The sequence below is a fragment of the Anoxybacillus sp. B2M1 genome (genome assembly GCF_001634265.1).
In the GTDB taxonomy this organism is placed as follows: Bacteria; Bacillota; Bacilli; order Bacillales; family Anoxybacillaceae; genus Anoxybacteroides; species Anoxybacteroides rupiense.
This window is the reverse complement of record NZ_CP015435.1, coordinates 2515938-2532676: the sequence shown is the minus strand read 5'-3', so window position 1 is coordinate 2532676 and position 16739 is coordinate 2515938. Positions and strand designations below refer to the sequence as shown.

29 protein-coding genes are annotated in these 16739 nt (G+C 42.1%); all 29 read left to right on the top strand.

What is annotated here, in order from left to right:
* The first annotated feature begins 84 nt into the window (after nucleotides 1–84).
* The 29 genes from fusA (at nucleotide 85) to rpmJ (ending at nucleotide 16729) form a co-directional block, all read left to right on the top strand.
* A complete protein-coding gene (gene fusA / locus GFC28_RS12350; RefSeq protein ID WP_044744066.1) occupies nucleotides 85–2163 on the top strand; it encodes an elongation factor G in 2079 nt (692 codons plus the stop codon).
* Between the two features lie 134 nt (nucleotides 2164–2297).
* Nucleotides 2298–3485: an elongation factor Tu gene (tuf, locus tag GFC28_RS12345; protein ID WP_044744065.1), complete on the top strand. Its 1188-nt coding sequence runs from the start codon at nucleotides 2298–2300 to the stop codon at nucleotides 3483–3485.
* A gap of 642 nt (nucleotides 3486–4127) precedes the next feature.
* Nucleotides 4128–4436 carry a 30S ribosomal protein S10 gene (gene rpsJ / locus GFC28_RS12340; RefSeq protein WP_003247558.1) on the top strand — a complete coding sequence of 103 codons (309 nt, stop codon included), beginning with the start codon at nucleotides 4128–4130 and terminating at the stop codon, nucleotides 4434–4436.
* A 32-nt stretch (nucleotides 4437–4468) separates the two neighbouring features.
* Nucleotides 4469–5104 carry a 50S ribosomal protein L3 gene (rplC, locus tag GFC28_RS12335; protein WP_044744064.1) on the top strand — a complete coding sequence of 212 codons (636 nt, stop codon included), beginning with the start codon at nucleotides 4469–4471 and terminating at the stop codon, nucleotides 5102–5104.
* A 27-nt stretch (nucleotides 5105–5131) separates the two neighbouring features.
* A complete protein-coding gene (rplD, locus tag GFC28_RS12330) occupies nucleotides 5132–5755 on the top strand; it encodes a 50S ribosomal protein L4 (RefSeq protein WP_044744063.1) in 624 nt (207 codons plus the stop codon).
* Nucleotides 5755–6042 carry a 50S ribosomal protein L23 gene (gene rplW, locus GFC28_RS12325; RefSeq protein WP_044744062.1) on the top strand — a complete coding sequence of 96 codons (288 nt, stop codon included), beginning with the start codon at nucleotides 5755–5757 and terminating at the stop codon, nucleotides 6040–6042. Before rplD ends, rplW begins: the two co-directional genes overlap by 1 nt.
* Nucleotides 6043–6069: 27 nt before the next feature.
* Nucleotides 6070–6900, top strand: coding sequence for a 50S ribosomal protein L2 (gene rplB / locus GFC28_RS12320; protein ID WP_044744061.1), 831 nt, complete (start codon nucleotides 6070–6072; stop codon nucleotides 6898–6900).
* A gap of 57 nt (nucleotides 6901–6957) precedes the next feature.
* Nucleotides 6958–7236, top strand: coding sequence for a 30S ribosomal protein S19 (gene rpsS / locus GFC28_RS12315; protein WP_044744060.1), 279 nt, complete (start codon nucleotides 6958–6960; stop codon nucleotides 7234–7236).
* Nucleotides 7237–7253: 17 nt separating this feature from the next.
* The gene (rplV, locus tag GFC28_RS12310; protein ID WP_044744059.1) at nucleotides 7254–7595 is read left to right on the top strand and encodes a 50S ribosomal protein L22; all 342 of its coding nucleotides are present in this window, start codon (nucleotides 7254–7256) and stop codon (nucleotides 7593–7595) included.
* A gap of 3 nt (nucleotides 7596–7598) precedes the next feature.
* A complete protein-coding gene (rpsC, locus tag GFC28_RS12305; protein ID WP_044744058.1) occupies nucleotides 7599–8255 on the top strand; it encodes a 30S ribosomal protein S3 in 657 nt (218 codons plus the stop codon).
* A 2-nt stretch (nucleotides 8256–8257) separates the two neighbouring features.
* Nucleotides 8258–8692, top strand: a complete 435-nt coding sequence (gene rplP, locus GFC28_RS12300) for a 50S ribosomal protein L16 (RefSeq protein ID WP_044744057.1) — start codon at nucleotides 8258–8260, stop codon at nucleotides 8690–8692.
* Complete coding sequence (rpmC, locus tag GFC28_RS12295; protein ID WP_044744056.1) at nucleotides 8682–8882, top strand: 50S ribosomal protein L29; 201 nt, start codon at nucleotides 8682–8684, stop codon at nucleotides 8880–8882. Before rplP ends, rpmC begins: the two co-directional genes overlap by 11 nt.
* A gap of 23 nt (nucleotides 8883–8905) precedes the next feature.
* Nucleotides 8906–9169 (top strand): 30S ribosomal protein S17, encoded by a 264-nt coding sequence (gene rpsQ, locus GFC28_RS12290; protein ID WP_044744055.1) that lies wholly within the window; start codon nucleotides 8906–8908, stop codon nucleotides 9167–9169.
* A 44-nt stretch (nucleotides 9170–9213) separates the two neighbouring features.
* Complete coding sequence (gene rplN, locus GFC28_RS12285) at nucleotides 9214–9582, top strand: 50S ribosomal protein L14 (protein WP_044744054.1); 369 nt, start codon at nucleotides 9214–9216, stop codon at nucleotides 9580–9582.
* A gap of 37 nt (nucleotides 9583–9619) precedes the next feature.
* Nucleotides 9620–9931, top strand: coding sequence for a 50S ribosomal protein L24 (gene rplX / locus GFC28_RS12280; protein ID WP_044744053.1), 312 nt, complete (start codon nucleotides 9620–9622; stop codon nucleotides 9929–9931).
* 27 nt (nucleotides 9932–9958) lie between these two features.
* Complete coding sequence (rplE, locus tag GFC28_RS12275) at nucleotides 9959–10498, top strand: 50S ribosomal protein L5 (protein ID WP_044744052.1); 540 nt, start codon at nucleotides 9959–9961, stop codon at nucleotides 10496–10498.
* 34 nt (nucleotides 10499–10532) lie between these two features.
* Nucleotides 10533–10718 carry a type Z 30S ribosomal protein S14 gene (locus GFC28_RS12270; protein ID WP_066150233.1) on the top strand — a complete coding sequence of 62 codons (186 nt, stop codon included), beginning with the start codon at nucleotides 10533–10535 and terminating at the stop codon, nucleotides 10716–10718.
* Nucleotides 10719–10751: 33 nt separating this feature from the next.
* Entirely contained in the window at nucleotides 10752–11150 is a 399-nt protein-coding gene (rpsH, locus tag GFC28_RS12265; RefSeq protein ID WP_044744051.1) for a 30S ribosomal protein S8, read from the top strand.
* A 31-nt stretch (nucleotides 11151–11181) separates the two neighbouring features.
* Nucleotides 11182–11721, top strand: coding sequence for a 50S ribosomal protein L6 (gene rplF / locus GFC28_RS12260; protein ID WP_044744050.1), 540 nt, complete (start codon nucleotides 11182–11184; stop codon nucleotides 11719–11721).
* Between the two features lie 32 nt (nucleotides 11722–11753).
* Nucleotides 11754–12116 (top strand): 50S ribosomal protein L18, encoded by a 363-nt coding sequence (rplR, locus tag GFC28_RS12255; protein WP_044744049.1) that lies wholly within the window; start codon nucleotides 11754–11756, stop codon nucleotides 12114–12116.
* Between the two features lie 19 nt (nucleotides 12117–12135).
* The gene (gene rpsE, locus GFC28_RS12250; protein ID WP_044744048.1) at nucleotides 12136–12636 is read left to right on the top strand and encodes a 30S ribosomal protein S5; all 501 of its coding nucleotides are present in this window, start codon (nucleotides 12136–12138) and stop codon (nucleotides 12634–12636) included.
* Between the two features lie 14 nt (nucleotides 12637–12650).
* Nucleotides 12651–12839 (top strand): 50S ribosomal protein L30, encoded by a 189-nt coding sequence (gene rpmD, locus GFC28_RS12245; protein WP_044744047.1) that lies wholly within the window; start codon nucleotides 12651–12653, stop codon nucleotides 12837–12839.
* Between the two features lie 23 nt (nucleotides 12840–12862).
* Nucleotides 12863–13303 carry a 50S ribosomal protein L15 gene (gene rplO, locus GFC28_RS12240; RefSeq protein WP_044744046.1) on the top strand — a complete coding sequence of 147 codons (441 nt, stop codon included), beginning with the start codon at nucleotides 12863–12865 and terminating at the stop codon, nucleotides 13301–13303.
* A complete protein-coding gene (gene secY, locus GFC28_RS12235) occupies nucleotides 13303–14595 on the top strand; it encodes a preprotein translocase subunit SecY (RefSeq protein WP_044744045.1) in 1293 nt (430 codons plus the stop codon). Before rplO ends, secY begins: the two co-directional genes overlap by 1 nt.
* 57 nt (nucleotides 14596–14652) lie before the next feature.
* Nucleotides 14653–15303: an adenylate kinase gene (locus GFC28_RS12230; protein ID WP_044744044.1), complete on the top strand. Its 651-nt coding sequence runs from the start codon at nucleotides 14653–14655 to the stop codon at nucleotides 15301–15303.
* On the top strand, nucleotides 15303–16049 hold the full coding sequence (map, locus tag GFC28_RS12225; protein WP_044744043.1) for a type I methionyl aminopeptidase: 747 nt from the start codon (nucleotides 15303–15305) through the stop codon (nucleotides 16047–16049). Before GFC28_RS12230 ends, map begins: the two co-directional genes overlap by 1 nt.
* Nucleotides 16050–16064: 15 nt before the next feature.
* Nucleotides 16065–16385, top strand: a complete 321-nt coding sequence (locus tag GFC28_RS12220) for a KOW domain-containing RNA-binding protein (RefSeq protein ID WP_044744042.1) — start codon at nucleotides 16065–16067, stop codon at nucleotides 16383–16385.
* The gene (gene infA / locus GFC28_RS12215; protein ID WP_003178377.1) at nucleotides 16363–16581 is read left to right on the top strand and encodes a translation initiation factor IF-1; all 219 of its coding nucleotides are present in this window, start codon (nucleotides 16363–16365) and stop codon (nucleotides 16579–16581) included. Before GFC28_RS12220 ends, infA begins: the two co-directional genes overlap by 23 nt.
* A gap of 34 nt (nucleotides 16582–16615) precedes the next feature.
* Nucleotides 16616–16729 (top strand): 50S ribosomal protein L36, encoded by a 114-nt coding sequence (gene rpmJ / locus GFC28_RS12210; RefSeq protein WP_000868344.1) that lies wholly within the window; start codon nucleotides 16616–16618, stop codon nucleotides 16727–16729.
* The last annotated feature ends 10 nt before the right edge of the window (nucleotides 16730–16739 follow it).

The following is a 16739-nucleotide window of genomic DNA, read 5'->3' as shown; positions in this document are numbered from 1 at the left end:
TCGTATGCTCACCTATCTTCCTATATTTGCAACTATTTATTAAATTAAGATACTTAACTTATCAAGGAAGGAGAAAAAACCAAGATGGCAAGAGAGTTCTCCTTAGAAAACACTCGCAATATTGGTATCATGGCTCATATCGATGCCGGTAAAACGACAACAACGGAACGTATCCTTTTCTATACAGGTCGCGTTCATAAAATCGGTGAAGTGCATGAAGGCGCTGCTACGATGGACTGGATGGAACAAGAGCAAGAGCGCGGGATTACCATCACGTCTGCGGCGACAACAGCTCAATGGAAAGGTCATCGTATTAACATTATCGACACACCAGGACACGTAGATTTCACAGTGGAAGTTGAACGTTCTTTGCGCGTTTTAGACGGAGCAGTAGCAGTACTTGATGCGCAATCTGGGGTAGAGCCTCAGACTGAAACGGTATGGCGTCAGGCGACTACATACGGTGTTCCTCGTATTGTATTCGTTAACAAAATGGACAAAATCGGCGCTGATTTCTTATATTCTGTTAAAACACTTCATGACCGTTTGCAAGCGAATGCTCATCCGGTCCAATTGCCGATTGGCGCTGAAGATCAATTCAATGGCATTATTGATCTTGTTGAAATGTGCGCTTATCATTACCACGATGAATTAGGTAAAAACATTGAGCGCATTGAAATTCCAGAAGATTACCGCGATGTAGCAGAAGAATATCGCGGGAAATTGATTGAAGCAGTAGCGGAGCTTGATGAAGAATTAATGATGAAATATTTAGAAGGAGAAGAGGTTACAACAGAGGAATTAAAGGCAGCAATCCGTAAAGCCACTATTTCTGTTGAATTCTTCCCAGTATTCTGCGGCTCTGCTTTCAAAAACAAAGGTGTTCAGTTAATGTTAGATGGAGTCGTAGATTACCTACCTGCTCCAGTGGACATCCCGCCAATTAAAGGGGTTGTTCCAGATACAGAAGAAGAGACAGTGCGTGAATCTCGCGATGATGCTCCATTTGCAGCATTGGCATTTAAAATTATGACAGACCCTTATGTTGGTAAGTTGACGTTCTTCCGCGTATATTCTGGTGCATTAGATTCCGGTTCATACGTATTGAACTCGACAAAACGTAAACGTGAACGTATCGGTCGTATTCTACAAATGCATGCGAACCACCGCCAAGAAATTTCTACAGTATATGCGGGTGATATCGCTGCAGCAGTAGGTTTAAAAGATACAACGACTGGAGATACTCTGTGCGATGAAAAAGATCCTGTTATTTTGGAATCGATGACATTCCCAGAGCCAGTTATTCAAATTGCGATTGAACCAAAATCAAAAGCAGACCAAGACAAAATGAGCACAGCGTTGCAAAAGCTTCAAGAAGAAGACCCAACATTCCGCGCGTGGACAGACCAAGAAACAGGTCAGACCATTATTGCGGGTATGGGTGAGCTTCACCTTGATATCATTGTTGACCGTATGCGTCGCGAGTTCAAAGTAGAAGCGAATGTAGGTGCTCCGCAAGTTGCATACCGCGAAACATTCCGCAAGTCTGCTCAAGTAGAAGGTAAATTCGTACGTCAGTCTGGTGGTCGCGGTCAATACGGTCACGTTTGGATTGAATTTACGCCAAACGAAGAAGGAAAAGGTTTTGAATTTGAAAATGCGATTGTCGGTGGCGTTGTTCCAAGAGAGTATATCCCGGCAATTCAAGCGGGTCTTGAAGACGCAATGCAAAATGGTGTTCTTGCTGGATATCCAGTTGTTGATATCAAAGCGAAACTATTCGATGGTTCTTACCACGATGTAGACTCAAGTGAAATGGCGTTCAAAATTGCTGCTTCTCTTGCATTGAAAAACGCAGCAACAAAATGTGACCCAGTATTACTTGAGCCAATTATGAAAGTAGAAGTTGTCATTCCAGAAGAATACCTTGGTGACATTATGGGTGACATCACTTCTCGCCGCGGACGCGTAGAAGGCATGGAGGCTCGCGGTAACGCGCAAGTGGTACACGCGATGGTTCCATTATCCGAAATGTTCGGATATGCTACTTCATTGCGTTCTAATACGCAAGGACGCGGAGTATTCTCCATGGTATTTGATCACTATGAAGAAGTTCCAAAGAGCATTGCTGAGGAAATCATCAAAAAAAATAAAGGTGAATAATTGATTTTCTAGCATGGTTCAAGTATAAATACTTATGTAAGACTTGGGAGCGGACATGCTTGCATGTTTGCTTCCAAGCATTCAATATACTTAAAAATTAAAATGAAATTTATTATTTAAGGAGGATATCTATAATGGCTAAAGCGAAATTTGAACGCTCTAAACCACACGTTAACATTGGTACAATCGGCCACGTTGACCATGGTAAAACAACTTTAACAGCTGCAATCACAACTGTTCTTGCGAAACAAGGTAAAGCAGAAGCTCGTGCATACGATCAAATCGACGCTGCTCCAGAAGAGCGTGAGCGCGGTATCACAATCTCAACTGCACACGTTGAGTACGAAACTGACAACCGCCACTATGCACACGTTGACTGCCCAGGACACGCTGACTACGTGAAAAACATGATCACTGGTGCGGCACAAATGGACGGCGCGATCCTTGTAGTATCTGCTGCTGACGGTCCAATGCCACAAACTCGTGAGCACATTCTTCTTTCTCGCCAAGTAGGCGTACCATACATCGTAGTATTCTTAAACAAATGCGATATGGTAGACGACGAAGAATTATTAGAACTTGTTGAAATGGAAGTTCGTGACCTATTGTCTGAATACGAATTCCCTGGCGATGAAATCCCAGTAATCAAAGGTTCTGCGTTAAAAGCTCTTGAAGGTGACGCTGAATGGGAAGCTAAAATCGTTGAGCTTATGAACGCTGTTGATGAGTATATCCCAACTCCACAACGCGACACTGATAAACCATTCATGATGCCAGTTGAGGATGTATTCTCTATCACTGGTCGTGGTACAGTTGCTACTGGTCGTGTTGAACGCGGTATCTTAAAAGTTGGTGACGTTGTAGACATCATCGGTCTTGCTGATGAGCCAAAATCTACAACAGTTACTGGTGTAGAAATGTTCCGTAAGCTTCTTGACCAAGCAGAAGCTGGTGACAACATCGGTGCACTTCTTCGCGGTATCTCTCGTGACGAAGTACAACGCGGTCAAGTACTTGCAAAACCAGGTACAATCACACCACACACAAAATTTAAAGCAGAAGTTTACGTATTATCTAAAGAAGAAGGTGGACGTCATACTCCATTCTTCTCTAACTACCGTCCACAATTCTACTTCCGTACAACTGACGTTACTGGTATCATCACTCTACCAGAAGGCGTAGAGATGGTTATGCCTGGCGACAATATCGAAATGACAGTAGAATTGATTGCACCTATCGCGATTGAAGAAGGTACAAAATTCTCTATCCGCGAAGGTGGACGTACAGTAGGCGCTGGCGTTGTATCTTCTATCATTGAATAATCATAGAAAGGGTTTGCTTGAAGCAAACCCTTTTTTATTGTTGAAAATCTATCTGGACAGCGTTGTCTTCATTACGTGTCTATGACGGAAAGTTCCGTCGCCATCCAAAAGATGAAAATTGTGTTTGCTATGTTTGGAGAGTTTTTCTCATAAATAAATGAAAGCTCGTGGTGCTAGATCGAATCACTTATTGTCTCCATGCTTGTATACATATGATGATATCTATTAAAACTCATGATCGTTTGACTGCAAAAGTAAATCATCATCCGCTCATATGAGAATCCAATCATGTCGATATGAAAGTATTTTCAACATAGACTCAAGGAATAGGGGCCTAAATCTCAATAATGAAATTCAGGTCAATAGGTTTATAAATGTCCCCATTCGTCTACAATGGATTCAGGCATTTTTGACACGCGTTGATAAGCTGTAGCGAAAATCAGTTTTACGATAAAACAATGGATGCAAAGCGAGATTTTGCTTGCATTTCATTATAGATATCTGTATAATATCTAATGTTGGTCTTTGACTGCGATGAAGTGGAAGGTTGCTGACACACCCGGCCGCTTTGCCATGGCGAGTGTGAGGAAATTTCCACGGAGAATGTCTATTTTTAAAATAGGCGAAGAAGGAGGGAAAATAATGGCAAAAGAAAAAATTCGTATCCGTTTAAAAGCTTACGATCATCGAATCCTTGATCAATCTGCTGAGAAAATCGTAGAGACAGCAAAACGTTCAGGTGCAAAAGTATCTGGGCCGATTCCATTACCAACAGAAAGAACTGTTTATACGATTTTACGTGCTGTTCACAAGTATAAAGACTCTCGTGAACAATTTGAAATGCGTACACATAAACGTTTGATCGATATCGTAAACCCAACTCCACAAACTGTGGATTCATTAATGCGTTTGGACTTACCATCCGGTGTCGATATTGAAATCAAGCTTTAATTGTAAAAACGAATTTATAGGAGGTGTGACAAATGACCAAAGGAATCTTAGGGAGAAAAATTGGTATGACGCAGGTATTCGCAGAAAACGGCGATCTAATTCCGGTAACGGTAATTGAAGCGACTCCTAACGTTGTTCTTCAAAAGAAAACAGTTGAAAATGATGGCTATGAAGCAATCCAATTAGGTTTTGAAGATAAACGCGAAAAGTTAGCTAACAAACCGGAAAAAGGTCATGTAGCCAAAGCGAACACTGCACCTAAGCGCTTCATCCGTGAAATCCGCGGTGCTAACGTAGCGGAATACGAAGTTGGTCAGGAAGTCAAAGTTGATATTTTCGCTGAGGGCGATATGATCGATGTAACAGGAGTTTCAAAAGGTAAAGGATTCCAAGGTGCAATTAAGCGCCATGGCCAATCTCGTGGACCTATGGCTCACGGTTCTCGCTATCATCGCCGTCCTGGTTCAATGGGTCCTATTGCGCCAAACCGCGTATTTAAATCGAAAGAATTGCCAGGTCGCATGGGCGGAGAGCGTGTTACAGTTCAAAACTTGAAAATTGTAAAAGTAGATGTAGAACGTAATCTGCTTCTTGTTAAAGGAAATGTACCTGGTCCAAATAAAGGACTTGTTGTGATCAAAAGTGCGGTTAAAGCAAAAGTGAAATAACTTTTTTAAGAAAGGAGGAATTATCCAATGCCAAAAGTAGCATTGTACAACCAAAACGGAGCAACTGTTGGAGAAATTGAATTAAACGATTCCGTATTTGGTATTGAGCCAAATAAACATGTGTTATTTGAAGCAGTGATTATGCAACGTGCTTCTTTGCGTCAAGGAACGCACAAAACGAAAAATCGCGCTGAAGTAAGCGGCGGTGGCCGTAAACCATGGCGCCAAAAAGGTACTGGACGTGCTCGTCAAGGTTCGATCCGCTCTCCACAATGGCGTGGCGGCGGTACTGTGTTTGGTCCAGTTCCACGCAGTTACAGCTACAAGCTTCCAAAGAAAGTTCGTCGTTTAGCTATTAAATCTGCTTTGTCTTCAAAAGTTCTTGAAAATAACATTGTTGTATTAGACAATTTAGCTTTAGAAGCACCAAAAACAAAAGAAATGGTGAAAATTTTAAGCAATCTTTCTGCAGACCGCAAAGCGTTAATCGTAACAGCGGACATCAATGAAAATATCATGCTATCGGCACGCAACATTCCTGGAGTAACAGTGGTTGCTGCTAACGGAATCAATGTGCTTGATGTGTTAAACCACGATAAGCTTGTGATTACAAAAGCAGCCGTGGAAAAAGTAGAGGAGGTGCTTGCATAATGAAAGATCCTCGCGATATTATTAAGCGCCCCGTTATCACTGAAAACTCAATGAATTTAGTGGCTGAGAAAAAATATACATTCGAAGTGGATGTAAAAGCAAACAAAACAGAAGTAAAAGATGCTGTCGAAGCCATTTTTGGCGTAAAGGTTGCGAAAGTCAACATCATGAACTACAAAGGAAAGTTCAAACGAGTTGGCCGTTATAGCGGGCTTACAAACCGCCGTCGCAAAGCGATTGTGACATTAACACCAGACAGCAAAGAGATCGAATTGTTCGAAGTATAAGTTTAACAGAGAAGGAGGGAAACCGACATGGCGATTAAAAAATATAAACCAACGTCCAACGGTCGCCGTGGCATGACAGTTCTTGATTTCTCAGAAATCACAACTGACAAGCCAGAGAAATCATTGCTTGCGCCTTTAAAGAAAAAAGGTGGTCGTAACAACCAAGGTAAGTTGACAGTTCGTCACCAAGGTGGCGGTCATAAGCGTCAATATCGTATCATCGATTTCAAACGCGACAAAGATGGCATTCCAGGACGCGTTGCTACAATCGAGTACGATCCAAACCGTTCAGCGAACATTGCGTTGATTCACTATGTAGATGGTGAAAAACGTTATATTATCGCTCCTAAAAACTTAGAAGTAGGCATGGAAATCATGTCTGGTCCAGAAGCGGACATCAAAGTAGGTAATGCATTACCGCTTGCGAATATCCCTGTTGGTACTTTAGTACACAACATTGAATTGAAACCAGGAAAAGGTGGACAGCTTGTTCGCTCTGCTGGTACATCTGCACAAGTGCTTGGTAAAGAAGGTAAGTATGTTCTTGTTCGTTTAGCTTCTGGTGAAGTTCGCATGATTTTAGGTGCTTGCCGTGCGACAATCGGTCAAGTGGGTAACGAGCAACATGAGCTTGTCAATGTTGGTAAAGCAGGACGTGCTCGTTGGTTAGGCATCCGTCCAACTGTTCGCGGTTCCGTTATGAACCCTGTTGATCACCCACATGGTGGTGGTGAAGGTAAAGCACCAATCGGACGCAAGTCGCCAATGACTCCATGGGGTAAACCAACTCTTGGATTCAAAACTCGTAAAAAGAAAAATAAATCCGATAAATTTATTGTACGTCGTCGTAAAAAATAACGGGGTTGAACTACGGTTCTTAAGAACCGTAGAACAATCACGAAGGGAGGTTTATTTATGGGTCGCAGCCTAAAAAAAGGTCCTTTTTGTGATGATCATTTAATGAAAAAAGTTGAAAAGTTAAATGAGACTGGACAAAAACAAGTAATTAAAACATGGTCTCGTCGTTCGACGATTTTCCCACAATTCATCGGTCACACAATCGCGGTATATGATGGACGCAAACATGTACCTGTGTACATTACAGAGGATATGGTAGGACACAAGCTTGGTGAATTCGCACCAACGCGCACATACAAAGGTCATGCTGGCGATGATAAGAAAACAAAACGTTAATGAGAGGAGGCTCATTTATGCAAGCTAAAGCTGTTGCTAGAACAGTTCGTATTGCTCCTCGTAAAGCTCGTTTAGTGATTGATTTGATTCGAGGAAAGCAAGTAGGTGAAGCAGTAGCGATTCTTCGTCATACTCCTAAAGCTGCTTCTCCAATTATTGAGAAAGTATTGAAATCTGCTGTAGCGAATGCAGAGCATAACTATGATATGGATGTTAACAATTTAGTCGTAACAGAGGCATATGTGGATGAAGGTCCAACATTGAAACGCTTCCGTCCTCGCGCAATGGGTCGTGCGAGCGCGATCAACAAACGCACAAGCCATATTACGATCGTTGTTTCAGAAAAGAAGGAGGGATAATCAGTGGGTCAAAAGGTGAATCCAGTCGGTCTTCGCATCGGTATTATCCGTGATTGGGAATCAAGATGGTATGCTGAAAAAGATTATGCGGATCTTTTGCATGAAGACCTTAAAGTGCGTGAGTACATCACGAAACGTTTAAGCGATGCGGCTGTTTCTAAAGTAGAAATCGAACGTGCAGCTAACCGTATCAACATTACGATCCATACTGCTAAACCAGGCATGGTGATCGGTAAAGGCGGCACAGAAGTCGAAGCGCTTCGCAAAGCTCTTAACCAACTAACTGGAAAACGTGTTCATATCAACATTTTAGAAATCAAAAAACCGGATTTAGATGCGAAATTAGTAGCTGAAAATATTGCGCGTCAAATTGAAAACCGCGTATCGTTCCGTCGTGCACAAAAACAAGCGATTCAACGCACAATGCGTGCTGGTGCAAAAGGAATTAAAACAATGGTATCTGGTCGCTTAGGCGGTGCCGATATCGCTCGTTCTGAACACTACAGTGAAGGAACAGTTCCACTCCACACTCTTCGTGCTGACATTGACTATGCAACAGCAGAAGCGGATACAACATATGGAAAAATCGGTGTGAAAGTATGGATTTATCGTGGAGAGGTCCTTCCTGCGAAAAAGAAAACTGAGGAAGGAGGAAATTAATTATGTTAATGCCAAAACGCGTGAAATTCCGTCGTGAACATCGTGGACGCATGAGAGGCCGCGCAAAAGGCGGTACAGAAGTGCATTTCGGTGAATATGGATTACAAGCATTAGAATCTGCTTGGATTACGAACCGTCAAATCGAGGCTGCTCGTCGTGCGATGACTCGTTATATGAGACGTGGCGGTAAAGTTTGGATCAAAATTTTCCCTTCAAAGCCTTATACAGCAAAACCTTTAGAAGTGCGCATGGGTTCCGGTAAAGGGGCGCCTGAAGGTTGGGTAGCGGTTGTAAAACCTGGTAAAGTAATGTTCGAAATTGCGGGTGTTTCTGAAGAAGTAGCACGCGAAGCATTGCGTTTAGCTTCTCATAAACTTCCGATTAAGTGTAAGTTTGTAAAACGTGAAGAAATTGGTGGTGAATCTAATGAAAGCTAAAGAAATCCGTGACCTTACCACTGCCGAGATTGAACAAAAAATTAAATCTTTAAAAGAAGAATTATTCAACCTTCGCTTCCAATTAGCGACAGGCCAATTAGAAAACACAGCTCGCATTCGCGAAGTGCGTAAATCTATTGCCCGCATGAAAACGATCGTTCGCGAGAGAGAGATTGCTGCTAATAAATAAACGCTTGAGAGGAGGTTCGCGACATGAGTGAACGCAATCAACGTAAAGTATACATTGGCCGCGTTGTGTCTGACAAAATGGACAAAACGGTGACGGTTCTTGTAGAAACATACAAAAAACATCCGCTTTATGGAAAGCGTGTTAAATACTCAAAAAAATATAAAGCGCATGACGAAAACAACGTAGCAAAAGTTGGCGATATCGTAAAAATCATGGAAACTCGTCCGCTTTCTGCAACAAAGCGTTTCCGTCTTGTAGAAGTAGTGGAAAAAGCGATTATTCTTTAATGATGTTCGGATGATTGATATAATTCCGAAGGGAGGTTTCGTAAATGATTCAACAAGAAACTCGTATGAAGGTTGCAGATAACTCTGGTGCGCGTGAAGTGCTTGTCATTAAAGTGTTAGGTGGTTCCGGTCGTCGCTATGCGAACATCGGCGATGTTGTTGTAGTGACTGTTAAGGACGCAACACCAGGTGGCGTTGTTAAAAAAGGTCAAGTTGTAAAAGCTGTTGTGGTTCGTACAAAACGTGGTGTGCGTCGCGCAGACGGCTCTTACATTCGCTTTGACGAAAACGCATGCGTGATCATCCGTGACGACAAAAGCCCACGCGGAACTCGTATTTTCGGCCCAGTTGCGCGTGAATTACGTGAAAAAGATTTTATGAAAATCGTTTCTCTAGCTCCAGAAGTGATTTAATGAATAGGAAAAGCCTTTCAAGGAGGTGCGAACTACGATGCATGTAAAAAAAGGTGATAAAGTACAAGTAATCTCTGGTAAAGATAAAGGAAAGCAAGGGGTTGTACTTGCAGCGTTCCCTAAGAAAAACCGAGTGCTTGTAGAAGGAGTAAACATCGTTAAAAAACACGCAAAACCATCTCAAGTAAACCCTCAAGGCGGTATTATTAGCAAAGAGGCACCAATTCACGTTTCAAACGTAATGCCTTTAGATCCTAAAACAGGAACTCCAACTCGCGTAGGCTATAAATTAGTAGATGGAAAAAAAGTACGTTACGCGAAAAAATCTGGTGAAATTTTAGATAAATAATCGTGATGTGAGAAAGGAGGTACTTACATGAACCGCCTAAAAGAAAAATATGTAAAAGAAGTTATTCCTGCTCTTATGAGCAAGTTTAACTATAAATCTGTAATGCAAGTTCCAAAAATCGAAAAAATCGTCATCAACATGGGTGTTGGTGATGCGGTGCAAAACGCGAAAGCATTGGACAATGCTGTTGAAGAGCTAGCATTAATTTCTGGTCAAAAACCAATTGTTACTCGTGCGAAAAAATCAATCGCTGGTTTCCGTCTTCGTGAAGGTATGCCAATCGGAGCGAAAGTCACATTACGCGGAGAGCGCATGTATGAGTTTTTTGATAAATTAATCTCTGTTTCTCTTCCACGTGTTCGCGACTTCCGTGGCGTATCAAAAAAATCATTCGACGGCCGCGGTAACTATACATTAGGGATCAAAGAACAGCTAATTTTCCCTGAAATTGACTACGATAAAGTCAACAAAGTTCGTGGTATGGACATTGTGATCGTTACAACAGCAAACACTGATGAGGAAGCTCGTGAGTTGTTAACATTGCTTGGTATGCCGTTCCAAAAATAATGAATCCCATTTATAAAAAGAGGGAGGCGAAAATGTGGCTAAGAAATCAATGATCGCGAAACAAAAACGCGCACCAAAGTTTAAAGTTCAGGCGTACACTCGCTGCGAACGCTGCGGACGTCCACACTCCGTTTATCGCAAGTTTAAACTTTGCCGTATTTGTTTCCGTGAATTAGCATATAAAGGTCAAATTCCTGGTGTGAAAAAAGCAAGCTGGTAATCAACCCGTGAATTGGGAAGGAGGTAAAACATAATGGTGATGACAGATCCAATTGCAGATATGCTTACTCGCATTCGTAATGCGAACATGGTGCGTCACGAAAAACTTGAAGTCCCTGCTTCGAAAATGAAGAAAGAAATCGCAGAAATCTTAAAACGTGAAGGCTTCATTCGTGATGTCGAATACATCGAAGATAACAAACAAGGTGTTCTCCGTATTTTCTTAAAATACGGTCCAAATAATGAGCGCGTTATTACTGGTCTTAAACGCATCAGCAAACCTGGTTTGCGCGTTTATGCCAAAGCTAATGAAGTGCCTCGTGTATTGAACGGTTTAGGTATCGCTATTATTTCTACGTCTCAAGGAATTTTAACAGATAAAGAAGCGCGTCAAAAAGGAACTGGCGGCGAAGTGTTAGCATACATCTGGTAATCAGTCTTTTTAAGAATGGAGGTGTCAAGTTATGTCACGTGTTGGTAAAAAACCAATCGAAATTCCTGCAGGTGTAACAGTAACAGTTAACGGCAGCACCGTTACAGTAAAAGGACCGAAAGGCGAATTGACTCGTGCTTTCCATCCTGATATGACAATCACAGTGGAAGACAATATTCTCACAGTTTCTCGTCCAAGTGATGCAAAAGAGCATCGCACTCTTCACGGTACAACACGCAGCTTATTGGCGAACATGGTGGAAGGAGTTTCAAAAGGATACGAGAAAGGCCTTGAATTAGTAGGGGTCGGTTATCGTGCATCAAAACAAGGCAAAAAGCTCGTGCTTAGTGTCGGGTACTCTCATCCTGTTGAAATTGAGCCAGAAGAGGGTCTTGAAATTGAGGTTCCTTCACAAACAAAAATTGTTGTTAAAGGTGCGGACAAACAACGTGTTGGTGAATTAGCAGCAAACATTCGTGCTGTACGCTCTCCAGAACCATACAAAGGAAAAGGTATTCGTTACGAAGGCGAAGTTGTACGTCGTAAAGAAGGTAAAACAGGTAAGAAATAATGCTGCTTAGGTAAATGAAAGGAGTGACGGAAATGATCACTAAGCTTGATAAAAACGCAGTTCGCAAAAAAAGACATGCTCGTGTTCGGAGAAAATTATTTGGAACTGCTGAACGTCCACGCTTAAATGTGTTCCGTTCCAACAAGCACATTTATGCACAAATTATTGATGATGTCAAAGCTGTAACCATTGTTAGTGCTTCTACACTTGATAAAGAGTTCAACTTAGACGCAACTGGAAATGTAGATGCAGCACAAAAAGTGGGCGAATTAGTTGCAAAACGCGCATTAGAAAAAGGAATTAAAAGCGTAGTATTTGATCGCGGTGGATACTTATATCATGGCCGTGTAAAAGCACTTGCTGACGCTGCTCGCGAAGCTGGGTTAGAATTCTAATTATAAAGGAGGGACAGAGATGCGTCGCATTGATCCAAATAAACTTGAACTTGAAGAACGCGTAGTTGCCGTTAACCGTGTAGCAAAAGTAGTAAAAGGTGGACGTCGATTCCGTTTCGCTGCTCTTGTTGTTGTTGGTGACAAGAACGGTCATGTCGGATTTGGAACTGGAAAGGCTCAAGAGGTTCCAGATGCGATTCGCAAAGCGATTGAAGATGCTAAGAAAAACTTGATTACAGTGCCGATCGTTGGTACAACCATTCCTCATGAAGTAGTCGGCCACTTTGGTGCGGGTGAAATCATCTTAAAGCCGGCTTCTGAAGGTACAGGAGTTATCGCAGGTGGTCCAGCTCGTGCAGTACTTGAATTAGCAGGAGTAAGTGACATTCTATCTAAATCCATCGGTTCTAACACGCCTGTCAACATGGTGCGCGCGACAATCGACGGCTTAAAACAATTGAAACGCGCAGAAGATGTAGCAAAATTGCGTGGTAAAACAGTTGAGGAACTGTTAGGATAAGGAGGGAAATACAAATGGCGAAAAAATTAGCGATTACCCTCACTCGCAGCGTGATTGGTCGTCCTGAAGATCAACGTGTCACTGTAAAAACTTTAGGTTTGCGAAAATTGCATCAAACAGTTGTTCATAACGATAATCCAGCGATTCGCGGAATGATTAATAAAGTATCGCATCTTGTGAAAGTACAAGAGCTAGAACAATAATTAGTATAAGGAGGTGCCTCGCGATGAAACTTCATGAATTACAACCAGCACCAGGCTCCCGCAAAGAACGTAACCGTGTGGGTCGTGGTATCGGTTCTGGTAACGGTAAAACGTCTGGTAAAGGTCACAAAGGACAGAATGCTCGTTCAGGTGGCGGTGTAAGACTTGGTTTTGAAGGTGGTCAAACTCCTTTATTCCGTCGTCTTCCAAAACGCGGTTTTACAAACATCAATCGAAAAGAATATGCGATCGTAAATCTTGATACGCTCAACCGCTTTGAAGATGGCACAGAAGTAACACCTGAGCTTCTTTTAGAAACAGGTGTAATCAGCAAGCTAAAAGCTGGTTTGAAAATTTTAGGAAATGGTCAAATTGAGAAAAAATTAACAGTGAAAGCACATAAATTCTCCTCTGCTGCAAAAGAAGCGATTGAAGCTGCTGGCGGTAAAACTGAGGTGATTTAATGTTTCGAACAATCTCCAACTTTATGCGCGTGGGTGACATAAGAAAGAAAATTCTGTTCACCCTCCTTATGCTCATTGTGTTCCGGATTGGGACGTTTATTCCTGTTCCAAGCGTGAATGCTGATGTATTGAAAATGCAAGACCAGTTAAATGTGTTCGGCGTTCTCAATACATTTGGAGGAGGGGCTTTAAAAAACTTCTCCATTTTTGCTATGGGGGTTATGCCTTACATTACAGCATCCATCATCGTACAGCTGCTACAGATGGATGTTGTTCCTAAATTTACGGAATGGTCCAAACAAGGAGAGGTTGGACGACGTAAATTAGCTCAGTTTACCCGCTACTTTACGATTGTGCTTGGCTTCATCGAAGCATTCGGTATGTCATACGGCTTTAACAATATGACAAATGGCATGTTAATTAAAAATCCTGGAGTGCCGACATATTTGCTTATCGCGCTTGTATTAACTGCGGGTACATCGTTTTTAATGTGGTTAGGAGAACAAATTACAGCAAAGGGAGTAGGAAACGGAATCTCCATTATCATCTTTGCGGGTATCGTTTCGGGAATCCCTTCTACTCTTAACCAAATTTACGCCCAGCAGTTTGAAAACGCTGGTGATCAGCTATTTTTAAGAATTGTAACGGTGCTTCTTATCGCTTTAGCTGTGATTGCCATCATTGTTGGAGTCATCTACGTTCAACAAGCGTTTAGAAAGATTCCAATTCAGTATGCAAAGCGATTGGAGGGGCGCAGTCCGGTAGGCGGTCACTCTACTCATTTGCCGTTAAAAGTAAATCCAGCAGGGGTTATTCCTGTTATTTTTGCGGTGTCGTTTATTGTTGCACCACCGACAATTGCATCGTTTTTCGGCTCGAATGATGTAACATTGTGGATCAAGAAAACGTTTGATTATACACAGCCAGTTGGTATGATTATATATGTGGCATTAATTATTGCCTTTACGTATTTCTATGCCTTTGTTCAAGTGAACCCGGAACAAATGGCGGACAATCTGAAAAAACAAGGTGGATATATTCCAGGCATTCGCCCAGGAAGAAACACTCAAGAATACGTAACCAAAGTTCTTTATCGTCTCACATTTGTTGGTTCAATATTTTTAGCAGTAATCGCTGTTCTTCCTGTATTTTTTGCCAAGCTTGCTAATTTGCCGAGCTCTGTGCAAATTGGTGGAACGAGCTTGCTGATTGTGATTGGAGTTGCGCTTGAAACCATGAAGCAGCTTGAAAGTCAATTAGTTAAACGACATTACAAAGGTTTCATTAAGTAAAGAGGTTTGCGGGGGAGTTCATTCCCTCTACCTCACTAGAGTTGAGGGGGAACTGTGATGAACTTAGTTTTAATGGGATTGCCAGGTGCCGGAAAAGGGACACAGGCAGAAAAAATTGTGGAGAAATATGAGATTCCTCATATTTCAACTGGAGACATGTTTCGAGCAGCTATTAAAGAAAGAACAGCATTAGGATTACAAGCTAAAGAATACATGGATCGTGGCGATCTTGTACCAGATGAAGTAACAATCGGCATCGTTCGTGAACGCTTAAGCAAAGACGATTGCCAAAGAGGATTTTTGCTTGATGGGTTCCCGCGAACAGTCGCTCAAGCGGAAGCATTAGAAAGCATGCTAACGGAGCTTGGCCGTTCAATTGATTCCGTTATTAATATTCAAGTAGATAAAGAAGTTTTAATGGAACGTTTGACAGGAAGACGCATTTGCAAAGACTGCGGTGCCACATACCATTTAGTATTCAATCCACCTGCCCAATCAGGAGTTTGTGATAAGTGTGGTGGAGAGCTTTACCAGCGTGCAGATGACAATGCCGAAACGGTTGCGAACCGTTTGGAGGTCAATATGAACCAAGCACAGCCGTTGCTTGATTTTTATCGGTCTAAAGGGTATTTGCACAACATTAACGGACAACAGGAAATTGAACAGGTTTTTGCGGATATTTGTGAATTGCTTGGGGGCTTAAAGTAATGATCATTTGCAAAACCCCTCGTGAAATCGAAGTGATGCGTGAAGCTGGGCGAATCGTAGCTCTTACTCACCAAGAATTGCAAAAACATATTCAGCCTGGAATCACTACTAAAGAGCTTGATCAAATCGCTGAAAAAGTCATTCGCCAGCATGGAGCCACTCCTTCTTTTAAAGGATACAACGGATTCCCGGGCAGCATTTGCGCTTCAGTGAATGAAGAGCTGGTGCACGGCATCCCTGGTAACCGTGTTTTAGAAGAGGGCGATATCATTAGCATTGATATCGGTGCTCAATATAATGGCTACCACGCTGATTCAGCTTGGACGTATCCAGTCGGCCCAATTGCTGACGAAACGAAAAAGCTTCTAGAAGTGACGGAACAATCTTTATATATAGGTTTAAAGGAAGCGAAGCCAGGAGTCCGCTTATCCAATATTTCTCATGCTATTCAAACATATGTAGAAGCACACCATTTTTCAATTGTCCGCGAGTATGTCGGGCATGGAATTGGTCAAAACTTACATGAAGACCCGCAAATTCCGCATTATGGCCCGCCAAATAAAGGGCCACGGCTGAAGCCAGGCATGGTATTGTGCATTGAACCGATGGTGAATGCGGGGAGCCGTTATGTAAGAACGCTTGAAGATGATTGGACAGTTGTAACAGTAGACGGAAAAATGTGCGCTCATTTTGAGCATACAATCGCCATTACAGAGACCGGCTATGAGATTTTAACTACCCTCTAATCGAAGGTGAAATCATTGCATACAGGCTCACCATGCCAAATCGGACAAATTGTGTTGATTACACATGGTCGTGAAGCAGGGCAATATGCTGTCGTTGTTGGAATCGTTGATGAGCGGTTTGTTCTGCTTGCTGATGGAAGCAAGCGGAAGTTTGACTTCCCGAAAAAGAAGAATGTCCAGCATATAAAGCTGTTAGACATGATTTCCCCGGAAGTTAAAAACAGCATCCTTGAAACTGGTCGTGTGACAAACGGTAAATTGCGTTATGCATTAATGAAATATGTTACTGATTCGAAGAAGGGAGAGCCGATCCATGGCGAAGGACGATGTAATTGAAGTGGAAGGAACAGTTGTTGAAACATTGCCTAATGCAATGTTTAAGGTTGAGCTTGAAAATGGACACACAGTGTTAGCACATGTTTCTGGTAAAATTCGCATGCATTTCATTCGTATTTTACCTGGAGATAAAGTTACGGTAGAATTATCTCCATACGATTTAACTCGTGGCAGAATTACGTACCGTTATAAATAATCAGTACTCCGCATGAACAAGGAGGTAAAAAATCATGAAAGTCAGACCATCAGTGAAACCAATCTGCGAAAAATGTAAAGTCATTCGCAGACGTGGAAAAGTTATGGTAATTTGTGAAAACCCAAAACACAAACAAAAACAAGGGTAATTTTTGAGGA